Annotated in this window: 10 protein-coding genes; 5 read left to right on the plus strand and 5 right to left on the minus strand. The window is 49.0% G+C overall.

Going from position 1 to position 12,930, the window contains the following annotated elements; genetic code table 11:
• Positions 1–12 precede the first annotated feature (12 nt).
• Positions 13–1,656 (minus strand): C69 family dipeptidase, encoded by a 1,644-nt coding sequence (locus H1A11_RS08840; protein WP_117965790.1) that lies wholly within the window; start codon positions 1,654–1,656, stop codon positions 13–15.
• A gap of 36 nt (positions 1,657–1,692) precedes the next feature.
• Positions 1,693–3,360 (minus strand): M23 family metallopeptidase, encoded by a 1,668-nt coding sequence (locus H1A11_RS08845; protein ID WP_226791191.1) that lies wholly within the window; start codon positions 3,358–3,360, stop codon positions 1,693–1,695.
• 198 nt (positions 3,361–3,558) lie between these two features.
• Between H1A11_RS08845 and ald the strand changes: the two genes are divergently transcribed.
• Complete coding sequence (ald, locus tag H1A11_RS08850; RefSeq protein WP_117965796.1) at positions 3,559–4,662, plus strand: alanine dehydrogenase; 1,104 nt, start codon at positions 3,559–3,561, stop codon at positions 4,660–4,662.
• 79 nt (positions 4,663–4,741) lie between these two features.
• Here the strand turns inward: ald and H1A11_RS08855 are convergent, their stop codons facing one another.
• Entirely contained in the window at positions 4,742–5,965 is a 1,224-nt protein-coding gene (locus tag H1A11_RS08855; protein ID WP_181758034.1) for an MFS transporter, read from the minus strand.
• A 202-nt stretch (positions 5,966–6,167) separates the two neighbouring features.
• Here H1A11_RS08855 and H1A11_RS08860 point away from each other — a divergent pair, with 202 nt between their 5' ends.
• The 4 genes from H1A11_RS08860 to gadC all read left to right on the plus strand — a co-directional run bounded on the left by H1A11_RS08860 (position 6,168) and on the right by gadC (position 11,119).
• Positions 6,168–7,604, plus strand: a complete 1,437-nt coding sequence (locus tag H1A11_RS08860) for a glutamate decarboxylase (protein WP_117965802.1) — start codon at positions 6,168–6,170, stop codon at positions 7,602–7,604.
• Between the two features lie 8 nt (positions 7,605–7,612).
• Positions 7,613–8,578, plus strand: coding sequence for a glutaminase A (gene glsA / locus H1A11_RS08865; protein WP_181758035.1), 966 nt, complete (start codon positions 7,613–7,615; stop codon positions 8,576–8,578).
• Between the two features lie 107 nt (positions 8,579–8,685).
• Positions 8,686–9,429, plus strand: coding sequence for a potassium channel family protein (locus H1A11_RS08870; protein ID WP_117601288.1), 744 nt, complete (start codon positions 8,686–8,688; stop codon positions 9,427–9,429).
• Positions 9,430–9,532: 103 nt separating this feature from the next.
• Positions 9,533–11,119: a putative glutamine/gamma-aminobutyrate antiporter GadC gene (gene gadC, locus H1A11_RS08875; RefSeq protein ID WP_117601264.1), complete on the plus strand. Its 1,587-nt coding sequence runs from the start codon at positions 9,533–9,535 to the stop codon at positions 11,117–11,119.
• Positions 11,120–11,212: 93 nt separating this feature from the next.
• On the opposite strand, the gene H1A11_RS08880 is transcribed toward gadC, so the two are convergent.
• Both H1A11_RS08880 and H1A11_RS08885 read right to left on the minus strand, forming a co-directional pair.
• Entirely contained in the window at positions 11,213–12,163 is a 951-nt protein-coding gene (locus tag H1A11_RS08880; RefSeq protein WP_117601265.1) for a nitronate monooxygenase family protein, read from the minus strand.
• Positions 12,164–12,241: 78 nt separating this feature from the next.
• Positions 12,242–12,904 (minus strand): DUF4858 domain-containing protein, encoded by a 663-nt coding sequence (locus H1A11_RS08885; protein ID WP_117965805.1) that lies wholly within the window; start codon positions 12,902–12,904, stop codon positions 12,242–12,244.
• Between the last annotated feature and the right edge of the window lie 26 nt (positions 12,905–12,930).

Consider the following 12,930-nt stretch of genomic DNA (forward strand, 5'->3'; position numbering starts at 1 on the left):
AATATCCTAATTTTATTCAGGCATTTTATATCTGTCTCCCGTCTGCTTAACATACTCTTCAAGGAACTCCTTCGGGTATCCCGGGCGGATTACGCCTGCCGGCTGGCCAATGGAATTACGTTCGAATTGACCGTTTTTCATACGTTTGACAACGCCGTCATTATACTTTACGACAAGAAACTCGCCAAGACGTTTCCAAGTATCGAAGGTACTTTGAGCGGTCATGTTCGTATAGTTGGTAAGAAATGCCTTTGCTTTGGCAGGATCTTTTTCCAGCAGTTTGGCAGCAGCAGCCTCAACGCCTTCCTGCGCTTCGTTGAAGGTTGTCTCCAACTCTGTCTGAGTGGCACGCACGTCGCCCATCATCAAGTCATAACGGGGATAAACCATATTGGCCACCCAGTTGAAAATCCAGAAAGCGGAGTTCCAGGAGAAAGTGATGTAATCGGCGCCGTCCACACGGGTGTAGCATACGGGAACCTTGTCCGTACAGCAGTATACAGGTGTAAATACCGTCATATTGGCATCATCCGTGCCGAACCACAATACTCCACCGATAGGGTCGGGCAACTCGGAACGCATCTGTGCCACGAATACGAAACCGCTCTGCTGGGTGGAGATGGGACGCTCATTGAAGTATTCCTGGTCACCCACCTTGAAAGAGAGTGGAGAAAGGCGGTACGGGGTATGATACGGGCCTGCGCCGAAATCTTTGCTGATGTCGAGAGGAGTACCTTCATAATGGTCGCGCATGGCGTTCTTCACATCCTGCACGGAAACCTTGCGGTTGGGCTTCACAAACAGAGGCATCGGAGTGTCCGTCTCACCCAATATATAAGGCAGGAACTCGTTGCCGCGGTCGGTAAACATATTAAAATAGCTCCATACGCGTGCCTCGCAATAGCGACGGGCACCGAAATCGAGCGGAGCGTAGGCATCGGCAAAGCTGAAATCCTTGTTCACACCGTCAAAATAGCCCTTCTCGCGTGCAAAAGAGATGACGTCGGCAGAGTACATGCAGTTTTCCTTGTCATTCATATTGAACTGATGAATGCGGCTCTGATTGGCATGTGCGGAGATACAATCATCGGGCACGCGGACAGCTACCCATACGGCACCGCGCACACCGGGTCCCTTGCCAATCATCTCCATAATCCATATCTCGTTGGGGTCGGCAATGGTGAAGGATTCTCCACTACTGTAATAGCCATATTCCTGCACCAATTCCGTCATCACCTTGATAGCCTCGCGAGCAGTGCGTGAACGTTGCAGTCCGAGATAAATCAAGCTACCGTAGTCGATAATACCGGTAGTGTCTACCAGTTCGGGGCGTCCGCCGAATGTCGTTTCACCGATAGTGAGCTGGAATTCGTTCATATTGCCGATGACATTGTACGTCTGACGCGCCTGCTCTATCTGCCCAAGGTATTTGCCGGTGTCCCACTCGTGTATGTCAATCAGCGTACCTTTCTTGTGCATACCGGCAGAATAATGATACAACTCGCCGAACAAACCATAAGAATCGGCAGAATAGGAAACAATGGTAGAACCATCCGCAGAAGCGTTCTTGCCCACGATAAGATTGGTGCAGGCCAGCGCATTCGCCACGGCTGCCACAACAAACAAGACGGAAAGAGTCAGTCTTTTACTTTTCATACTTCTAAATTATAATGTTACTAAATATTTCAGTCTTTACCATACAAAATCAAACTGTTCGGTGGTACGGTTGCCACAGCCATCCGTCACCGTCATCTCCACCACGTGCTTGCCGCCTTTCTCCACATGTTTCGGGTCGAGCTCGCACACCAGGTTACCGCTGATGGAATTGGGCTTTCCAAACAAGGCATACTTCCCGTCAATCGTACCCCGATAGGTATTGATGCCGGTTTCCTTGTCCTTGGCCTTGAAGATGATTTTTCCCGTACGTCCCCATTGGGCTTGGTTTACGGGAGTTATCACCGGCGGAACCGTATCCACCGCTACGGTATAAGTCCCCAAATCCCGTATACGCACTTTCATGACACCATCCTCATACTTACCGCCGATGCGGTATTTTCCACCGCGCGCCGTTACGCCCGCCACATAATATTTGGTCATATCCTCTACCGGACGCCGGCGCAAGCCGATACGCAAATCGCAGGCACCGTGCATAGGAATACGGGTATCGTTCAATTGATAGGTGAAAGCGATGTCGCCACTATCAGCCCGCACGGAGTAGTTCAGCAAGACGTCATCGTAGAGCATTCCTTTCGGGATAACCAACTCCAGCCCCGGCTCCTGCAGATAGTTCACCTTATCCCATTTGAGGGCGTATTTCTCACGATGTTCCACCGGAGCAATTATCGTCTTCTGTCCCTGCACTGTGAAGCGGACCTTGGAGATATTTCCCAGCGCATCTCTCAGCGTATAGACAAACCGGTAAGGGTGTTCTTCGTTGATGTCCACCAGTCCGCGATTGCCGTTGGATGCCTGTAGCATGCGCAAGTGGTTGCCCGGCTCTATGAAAGACTTCATGTACTGGCCGTGTGTCCACGAATTGATATAGCGGTTCTCCTCATAGGCAAAGCGATCTACCGTACTGCGGAAGACTTCCTCGCCGTCCACTTCGAGAATCACCGCCTTCACGCCATATTTATTCTGCACTCCGTCCATATAGTCGTAGGCACGGATACCTGCACCAATCAGTCCCCAGGCGGTAATGGGTTTTGTTGGATGTGCCGGAAAAGCCCGTCGCGTCTGCTTGCCCTCCACCACTCCTTTTCCCGGCTGTGGAAACAGCATGATACCTTCGGCACGCGGGGCAGTCTTGTCTTTCACCTTGTTCATGAAGAAAGGCAACGGGTCTATATATTCGTCCGTAGCCGTCTCTATCATATCCAGATGCAGGTGCGGACCGAAAGAGTAACCGGTGTTTCCGCTTAAAGCTATTATCTGACCGGCCTTCACGGGATATTCATCGGGGTCGGGAGTTATTTCCACCTCCCAGCTTTCTTTTTCATATTGTAAATCTTCTATCCGACGGGCAATGTCACCCACAAAAGCACTCAAATGGCGGTTTATCGTCGAATAGCCGTTGTCATAAGTTACATCGAGCACATAACCTGAGCCGTGGGTGACGCGGATACGCGAAATATATCCGTCTGCCAGAGCGCGTACCGGCTTGCCTATGGTGCCACCTGTCTTGAAATCCAGTCCGCCATGAAAATGGTTGGCACGTATCTCGCCGAAGTTACCGGAGAAAGTGATGGGAAAATCAAAAGGCGGGATGAAGGAAGGCTTGTCTGTATCGGTTTCTTGGGCATAGCCGCTTTGCACACTACCAATAAAGAACAAAAGAGAGAAAAATATAGAATATTTCATATTTTGTACAGTCAATATTATTTTAAATGCATGCAAATATAAAAAGAATAGTTCTCTCTACCTACAGAAAGCTACAATTATCATTGATTAAAACATGCATAAAAATTCTGTTGAAGAACATAGATGCACCGATAACACCCAAGCCGGGAAATCGCTATATTGCGCCATGTTTAACCCCCCAATTAAAACTTTAAGGTTATGATTATCGGAGTACCTAAAGAAATCAAGAACAACGAGAACCGCGTGGGAATGACCCCTGCCGGAGTAGCCGAATTGGTGAAAAAAGGTCATACGGTGTATGTGCAGGCCACAGCAGGCGTAAACAGCGGTTTCTCCGACGATGACTACATCGCCGTAGGTGCAAAGACTTTACCGACCATTGAAGACACGTATGCCGCAGCCGACATGATTGTCAAGGTAAAGGAACCTATTGCACCGGAGTACAAACTGATTAAAAAGGGACAAGTGGTATTCACCTATTTCCACTTTGCAGCCGATAAATTACTAACCGAAGCCATGATTGAAAGCGGTGCCGTCTGCATTGCCTACGAAACCGTGGAAAAAGAAGACCACTCACTTCCGCTACTTACTCCTATGAGTGAGGTGGCAGGACGCATGGCTACACAAGTAGGAGCCCGCTTCCTTGAAAAGCCACAAGGCGGCAAGGGAAAACTGATGGGCGGAGTAACGGGCGTACGTCCCGCACGCGTACTTATCCTTGGAGGTGGTATCGTGGGCACCAATGCCGCACAGATAGCTGCCGGAATGGGTGCCGAGGTACTGATTGCCGACATCAACCTTCCCCGCCTGCGCTACCTGAGTGAAGTGATGCCGAAAAACGTAAAGACACTCTATTCTTCCACCCATAACATCAAGATGGAATTGCCGAACATCGACTTGGTAATCGGTTCCGTCCTCATCCCCGGTGACAAGGCCCCACACCTCATCACCAGCGAAATGCTGAAGATGATGAAACCCGGTACGGTACTCGTAGACGTAGCCATCGACCAGGGCGGTTGTTTCGAAACCTCCCACCCCACCACGCACAGCGACCCTACCTACATTGTGGACGGAATTGTACACTACGCCGTTGCCAATATCCCCGGCGCCGTACCCTTCACCTCCACCATGGCACTGACAAATGCCACCCTGCCCTACACCGTAGCCCTGGCATGCAAAGGCTGGAGACAAGCCTGCAAGGACGACCCGGCTCTGGCGCAGGGATTGAACGTAGTGGAAGGCAAAGTAACATACAAAGCTGTAGCCGACGTCTTCGGGCTGAAATATGAAGCCATTGAGTGATAAGTGATGAGTGATAAGTGATGAGTGATTTGTTGATGTTTTTCTTTCAGCATGATAACGCAGCACAATTACCAACAAATCACTCATAACTCCTCCCCAACAAAGAATCCTTCTTCCTCACATACTCCCACCACATAGCGAGCAGTGTGATGCAGAGGTTGAAAATAAACGGAAATTCCTTGGAATTAGTGTGGAACAAGATCTGAAAGAAATCTGTAATGAACGGGGACAATAGAATCGCCAGATAATTCATCACCATTACAAAGGCCAGTGCCAAAGTTGTTTTTTCCGGTATGGCCGTATCTACTGTCTCGTCATAAATCAGCGGTTGAATGACACCATATCCCAAACCAACCAACATACATCCCGGTATTATCAGCCATTCTTTAGGCGAAATCCATATCAAGAGCAAACCCACTGCAATGGACAAAAGGCTGTAGAACTTTGTGTGTTTCCCCATCCACTTCACGATATGCCCCAGGAAGAAACCCGGAGCCATAATGGCAAGGAAGAATAAGGAGATCATCAATCCAGAATTTCCGCTGGAGAAGTGATGGGCCTCCATCAAAAAAGGCAAGTCAAAAGTAACCGCCAGCACTACATACGTAGTGACGCCATAAAACAGCATCAACTGTAGCAGATGGCGGATATGGATGCCGTATTTACCGGGAACCGCACGCTTGGATTCCTCCGGAACAACGGCAGCCGTATCTTCTGCTATCTGCGGCTGACCGGTATCCCCCTTCAAATATCCGACAAGCAGCAGAGAAATCAACGGAAGCAGATATACCACGAAAGGCAAGTGCCAGTTTACCTCTGCCAGATACCCAGTCACCGCCGTTGCCACAACCAGCGTCACATTGGTGATGGCAGAACTGTAACCAAACTGCTTCACCCGATATTCCCCCATGAAATAACGTGAAACCAGACCAGTGGACAACGGAATAATCACCCCCGAACCGATGCCAAGCAAAGCGCTGACCACCATCAACTGCCACATTTTGTCCGAAAAAAGATAAAGTACCCCACTGGCGGCAAACATCCAAAGTCCCGCTTTCAGCAGACGCACAAAGTCACGTTTCTCGGCCAGCTTGCCCGCCAACAGCACAAAAGGAATTATCAGCAGCGAAGGCAGGGAGGTAAGCATCTGTATATCCAATTCCGTGGCATGTGGAAAAATGGTGGTAAGCTGTCCCAAAATAGGTGACACGGCCAACCCCGGCAAGGAAGTCAATGCAGAGACAGACCAAATGCCGACAAGCGTGATTAGGGGGATTGTACCCCTTCCGGTATTGATTTTCATATAGTAGTATATTAATTAAATGAATAATGTGGGAACAACAAACCCACCTTCAGAATGTTCGTTTTTTAAGATTTTACTACGCTGCCCTTTAATAAACGCCAAATAATGCAAAACCCCGGAACTTTCATCCGCAAACCCCGTTGTTGTGGGATATTCGACGGGGAAAAGCCCCGCCGCCTAAACCTTTAAAAAACTTATTAATATGGAAGATTTGAATTTCAGAAAAGGAGATGCAAAAACTGAAGTATTCGGCTCAAACCGTATGTTACAACCCTCACCCGTAGAAAAGATTCCCGACGGACCTACTACCCCGGAAATCGCCTATCAGATGGTGAAAGACGAGACCTTCGCTCAAACGCAGCCTCGCTTGAATCTGGCTACATTCGTCACTACCTATATGGACGAATATGCCACCAAGCTGATGAACGAAGCCATCAACATTAACTACATCGACGAGACCGAATATCCGCGCATCGCCGTAATGAACGGTAAATGTATCAACATCGTGGCCAACCTCTGGAACTCTCCTGAAAAAGAAACCTGGAAAACCGGCGCACTTGCTATCGGTTCCTCGGAGGCATGTATGCTGGGTGGTGTGGCAGCCTGGTTGCGCTGGCGCAAGAAACGTCAAGCACAAGGCAAACCGTTCGACAAACCCAACTTCGTTATTTCAACCGGTTTCCAGGTGGTATGGGAAAAATTCGCCCAATTGTGGCAGATTGAAATGCGTGAAGTGCCTTTGACACTCGACAAGACCACGCTCGACCCCGAAGAAGCCTTGAAGATGTGTGATGAGAACACCATCTGTATCGTGCCTATCCAAGGTGTTACATGGACAGGACTGAACGATGACGTCGAAGCCCTCGACAAAGCCCTCGATGCCTACAATGCAAAGACCGGCTACGACATTCCTATCCACGTGGATGCCGCCAGCGGCGGTTTCATCCTCCCGTTCCTCTATCCCGAAAAGAAGTGGGACTTCCGTCTGAAGTGGGTACTCTCCATCAGCGTCAGCGGACATAAATTCGGCCTGGTTTATCCGGGGCTGGGTTGGGTTTGCTGGAAAGGCAAGGAATATCTGCCCGAAGAAATGTCATTCAGCGTAAACTACCTCGGTGCCAACATTACTCAGGTAGGCCTGAACTTCTCCCGTCCTGCCGCACAGATTCTGGGTCAATATTACCAGTTCATCCGTTTGGGATTCCAGGGTTACAAGGAAGTACAGTACAACTCCCTGACCATCGCCAAGTATATCCATGACGAAATCGGCAAGATGGCTCCGTTCGTAAACTATTCCGACGAAGTTGTGAACCCGCTGTTCATCTGGTACTTGAAACCGGAATATGCAAAAGCTGCCAAATGGACTCTCTATGACCTGCAGGACAAGCTGTCACAACACGGTTGGATGGTACCCGCCTATACTCTGCCTTCAAAGCTGGAAGACTATGTCGTAATGCGTGTCGTTGTTCGCCAAGGATTCAGCCGCGACATGGCAGACATGCTGCTGGGTGACATCAAGAATGCCATCACGGAGCTGGAGAAACTGGACTACCCGACTCCCACCCGTATGGCGCAGGAAAAGAACCTGCCGGTGGAAGCCAAAATATTCAATCACGGATGCCGTACACATAAAAAGTAACAGCTAATATGGAAAAGAAAATATCAATTTCACAAATAAAGGAGGTTGCCCAAGAAGCCTACAACGAGGTGAAGGGCAGTACGGGAGGCAAGAATGCGGATTATATCCCCTACCTTGCCAACATAGACTCCAAACTGTTCGGACTCAGCATCTGCCTGATGAACGGGCAGACCATCAATATAGGCGATACAGACTATCGTTTCGGTATAGAGTCCGTCTCGAAGGTACACACAGCCATCCTTATCCTGCACCAATACGGCGCACAGAAAGTGCTGGACATGATAGGTGCCGATGCCACGGGACTACCGTTCAACTCCATCATCGCCATTTTGCTGGAAAACGACCACCCTTCCACTCCGTTAGTAAATGCCGGTGCCATTTCAGCCTGTTCCATGGTGCAGCCAGTAGGAAACTCCGACAAGAAATGGGATGCCATTGTACAGAACATTACCGAGCTATGCGGCTCTGCCCCGCAACTCATCGACGAACTGTACAAATCGGAAACGGCTACCAATTTCAACAACCGCTCCATTGCCTGGTTGCTGAAAAACTACAACCGCATCTACGATGATCCGGATATGGCACTCGACCTCTATACCCGCCAGTGTTCTCTCGGCATCACGGCCCAGCAACTGGGCATTGCCGCAGGAACCATCGCCAATAACGGTGTGAACCCAGTCACCAAACAAACGGTGTTCGAAGCCAGCCTGGCACCGAAAATCACGTCGATGATTTCTACCGTAGGCTTCTACGAACATTCAGGCGACTGGATGTACACCGCCGGCATACCGGCCAAAAGCGGTGTGGGCGGCGGCGTAATGGCCGTATTGCCCGGTGTCATGGGGGTATCGGCCTTCGCTCCTCCCCTGGACGAAGCGGGAAATTCCGTAAAGGCCCAATCGGCAATTAAGTTCATCATGAACAAGCTCGGTCTGGGTGTGTTCAACGGTGATAACGTGACAATTACAGAATAAGATTTTTTAGTTATGAGTTATAAGTGATGAGTTATTTGTTGGTATATGCATCGTAATTAGCAAATAACTTATAACTAATAACTCATAACTTCATAATGGACTTCATCATGAAAATGGCTCTATCAGAATTTGTATTGCGGGAAAAAGGTATTTACGGCATATTACATGTCATCATACTGATACTTTCGTTATTTTTAGTCATCAGTATCTCTGTCGACACGTTCAAGGGGATTCCCTTTTACGAACAGTCAGTCTACATGAAAGTACAGCTGTGGATATGCGCTCTGTTCCTGGCTGATTTTGTGTTGGAATGGTTTCTGGCAGAGAAGAAGGGGCACTATGTAGCCACACATTTCATTTTCTTACTGGTAGCCATACCTTACCAAAATATCATTGCCTATATGGGATGGACTTTCTCACCGGAAATAACCTATATGTTGCGCTTTATCCCATTAGTACGGGGTGGATATGCCATGGCTATCGTAGTGGGTTGGCTGACGTACAACCGTGCATCGGGACTGTTCGTTTCCTATCTTACCATGCTGCTGGCCACCGTCTATTTTTCCAGCCTGGCCTTTTATGTCATGGAGCATGGCCCCAATCCTCTGGTCAAAGGATATGGAGATGCTTTGTGGTGGGCATTTATGGATGTGACGACGGTAGGTTCCAATATCATAGCAGTCACTCCCACCGGACGGGTACTGTCTGTACTGCTGGCTGCGCTGGGCATGATGATGTTCCCTATCTTTACAGTGTATGTAACGAGCCTGGTCGAACGGCGCAATAAGGAAAAAGAAGAGTTCTACAAGAAAGCGGCACAGAAGCCCGCGCCTAAAGCTGATGCTTCCTGAATAGTTAAAACCGGAATTTTCACTTATCCGTTGGGAACAACTCTTCCCAAGTGTTGTTATAGACGCTGATTTTGAATATATTTTTCATCTAAAACCTTAACTTATGGCAAATATTAAACAAACAGTGAAGCTGGGGGTATTTACCCTGGCAATCATGAATGTGACGGCAGTAGTATCCCTACGTGGACTTCCTGCCGAGGCCGTGTACGGAATGAGTTCGGCCTTCTACTACTTATTTGCAGCCATTGTTTTTCTGATTCCGACGTCACTTGTCGCCGCGGAACTGGCTGCCATGTTTCAAGACAAGCAAGGCGGTGTGTTCCGCTGGGTAGGCGAAGCCTACGGAAAAAAGCTGGGCTTCCTTGCCATCTGGGTACAATGGATTGAAAGTACAATCTGGTATCCTACCGTATTGACATTCGGTGCCGTATCCATTGCTTTCATCGGCATGAACGACGTACACGACATGTCACTGGCCAACAACAAATATTACTCGCTCGTCGTTGTCCTCATCATCTACTGGCTAGCCACATTCATCTCCATGAAGGGTATGAGCTGGGTAGGTAAAGTGGCAAAAGTCGGCGGCCTGGTCGGGACCATTATTCCTGCCGCACTGCTGATTATCCTAGGTATCATCTACCTTGCCACCGGCGGACACTCCAACCTGGATTTCCACAGCAGCTTCTTCCCCGACTTGACGAACTTCGACAACGTGGTGCTTGCTGCCAGTATCTTCCTCTTCTATGCCGGTATGGAAATGGGCGGTATTCACGTAAAAGACGTGAACAATCCCTCCAAGAATTATCCGAAGGCAGTGTTCATCGGTGCGGCCATTACGGTTATCATCTTCGTACTCGGTACTTTCTCACTGGGTATCATCATCCCGGCCAAAGACATCAGTCTGACACAGAGTCTGCTTGTAGGCTTCGACAACTACTTCCATTACATCCGTGCTTCCTGGCTGTCACCGATTATTGCCATCGCTTTGGCATTCGGCGTACTGGCAGGTGTATTGACATGGGTTGCCGGTCCGTCCAAAGGTATCTTTGCCGTAGGAAAAGCAGGCTACATGCCTCCGTTCTTCCAAAAGACAAACAAGCTAGGCGTACAGAAGAATATCCTTTATGTACAAGGTGGTGCAGTAACCGTGTTGAGCCTTCTATTCGTAGTCATGCCTTCCGTACAGAGTTTCTACCAGATTCTGTCACAGCTGACTGTAGTCCTCTATCTTATCATGTATATGCTGATGTTCTCCGGAGCCATCGTGCTGCGTTATAAGATGAAGAAGCTGAACCGTCCGTTCCGTATCGGCAAGAATGGCAACGGATTGATGTGGCTCATCGGTGGTCTTGGTTTCTGCGGATCATTGCTGGCATTCGTACTGAGCTTTATCCCGCCCAGCCAGATTTCAACAGGCAGCAACACAGTATGGTTCTCCGTACTCATCATCGGTGCGCTGATTGTAGTCATTGCCCCATTCATTATTTATGCTTCCAAGAAACCGTCCTGGGTTGACCCGAACAGTAGCTTCGAACCGTTCCATTGGGAAGAACAACCCGCTGTACAGACAACCGGTAAAAGTGTTACAAATATGGCTACCGGTAGCGCCACTACCAGCAACAATGGCACAAGTAATTCTACCACAAGTGGAAATATGGCAAAAGACACAACCAATATCCCCAAAGGATAAAAGGTTATAAGTTGAAACTAAAAAAGGAATATTCCCGGTGATTTCGGGGATATTCCTTTTTTAGTGTTATATGATACCAGAAGACGGGAATAGTCAGAGATCCAATTCCTGCATTCTCTCCCACGCCCTTCTGCTCTCCTCCACCAACTCTTGCATGACCGACGCCACAGACTGCACTCCCTTTCCATGCAGCAAGGCAGATACCTGCCCTATTTCCAGTTCCCCTTCTTCCAAGTCACCCTCAAAAATACCACGTTTGGCACGGCCGCGCCCTAAAAGGATACGAAGTTCTTCCTCTGAAGCTCCCACAGCCTCAGCAGCCTCTACGGCGCTGCGAAAGTTATTGCGCACCAGACGCACCGGAGCCAACTTCTTCAAAAGCAGACGGGTATCCCCTTCTTCCAAATGCAAGCAGTAATCCTTGAACACCTCGCTTGCAGAACTCTCTGCCGTCAAGGCAAAGCGTGTACCAATCTGCACACCTTCCGCACCCAGCACCCGGGCAGCCAACATGGCCTCACCCGTTGCAATGCCACCGGCGGCAATCAGCGGAAGTGTAGTAACTGCACGTACAGCAGGTATCAGGCACAGAGTGGTAGTCTCCTCCCTCCCATTATGCCCACCGGCTTCGAAGCCTTCGGCAACTATTGCATCAACACCCGCCTCTTCAGCCTTCACGGCAAAACGCGAGGACGAAACAACATGCACCACCGTGATGCCACGCTCGTGCAACCAACCGGTCCATTTCTTCGGGCTGCCGGCAGATGTAAATACAATCTTCACTCCCTCGTCGGCCACAATCTGCATTATCTCTTCTATCTGGGGATACATCAAGGGAATGTTCACACCAAAAGCATGATGCGTAGCCTCACGGCATTTCCTAATATGCTCCCGCAACGTTTCGGGATGCATCGAACCTGCGCCGAGCAAGCCCAGCCCTCCCGCATTGCTTACAGCAGCAGCAAGTCTCCAGCCGCTACACCACACCATACCACCTTGAATTATCGGATATCTTATTCCGAATAGAGAAGTCACTCTGTTCATTATTACTTTTTTTAAAGGTTTACTAATGAAAACAAGAAGGGGAGAAAGAAAGTTCAAAATTTGACAAAAAGTGATAAATTACTGTTGTTCCAAAACAGTTATCGAATCTCCATACGCCTTCAATACTTCCAGCGTACGGGCACGGCGCTTGCAACCTTTGAAATTCCAAAACTCACGGGTAAAAGGCGCCATCAGGTCTAAACCGGAAATTCCACCGCCACTGGTACCCTGCCAACCGCCCACAGCCATATTATTGGCCCGCTCCGTCACCCGGTAACGCAAACCGGTTGCTTCAATCTGCTCCACCGTCTCACGCGGACCAGCATCAAACGGATGTTTAGCCCAGTTCGTAGGAATCATCAGAATCTTAAGTGCATAAAATTCGTCTCCCCGCCAAGTATCTTTGTCCACCTTAATCTTTTTCTGGTAAATGGGGTCCCAATTATATTTAGTATTGGCCGTATAAGGGCGTAGGGTAAGCACAACCTTTTTCTCGGGCACTTTCGGTATGACGGGCAGCGAATTATCAAAATCCATCCATGACTTGTCCGTCACCGCTTTCGGAGTACCTAAGGAACTGTTCATTTCAAGTTCCTTCAATACCTCCGGATTCAGCTTCACCTCCCCTTCTCCCTTCAGCAACCGGTTCAGCCTCAACGAGTCTTGAGAAGTCCAATTTTGGGCATAAAAAGGGAAGGCTACTGCACAGAGCAACCCCATTACAAGTATAAATCTCTTCACTTGACAGTTTGATTACTTAATACCTA

The organism is Bacteroides sp. CACC 737, assembly GCF_013874375.1.
Lineage (GTDB): Bacteria > Bacteroidota > Bacteroidia > Bacteroidales > Bacteroidaceae > Bacteroides > Bacteroides uniformis.

Bases quoted from the DNA above. Each gene is read 5' to 3' on its own strand.
- glsA (WP_181758035.1), top strand. From the start codon at position 7,613: ATGGAAAAGAAAATATCAATTTCACAAATAAAGGAGGTTGCCCAAGAA.
- gadC (WP_117601264.1), top strand. From the start codon at position 9,533: ATGGCAAATATTAAACAAACAGTGAAGCTGGGGGTATTTACCCTGGCA.
- H1A11_RS08840 (WP_117965790.1), bottom strand. From the start codon at position 1,656: ATGAAAAGTAAAAGACTGACTCTTTCCGTCTTGTTTGTTGTGGCAGCC.
- H1A11_RS08855 (WP_181758034.1), bottom strand. From the start codon at position 5,965: ATGAAAATCAATACCGGAAGGGGTACAATCCCCCTAATCACGCTTGTC.
- H1A11_RS08870 (WP_117601288.1), top strand. From the start codon at position 8,686: ATGAAAATGGCTCTATCAGAATTTGTATTGCGGGAAAAAGGTATTTAC.
- H1A11_RS08845 (WP_226791191.1), bottom strand. From the start codon at position 3,360: ATGAAATATTCTATATTTTTCTCTCTTTTGTTCTTTATTGGTAGTGTG.
- H1A11_RS08860 (WP_117965802.1), top strand. From the start codon at position 6,168: ATGGAAGATTTGAATTTCAGAAAAGGAGATGCAAAAACTGAAGTATTC.
- ald (WP_117965796.1), top strand. From the start codon at position 3,559: ATGATTATCGGAGTACCTAAAGAAATCAAGAACAACGAGAACCGCGTG.
- H1A11_RS08880 (WP_117601265.1), bottom strand. From the start codon at position 12,163: ATGAACAGAGTGACTTCTCTATTCGGAATAAGATATCCGATAATTCAA.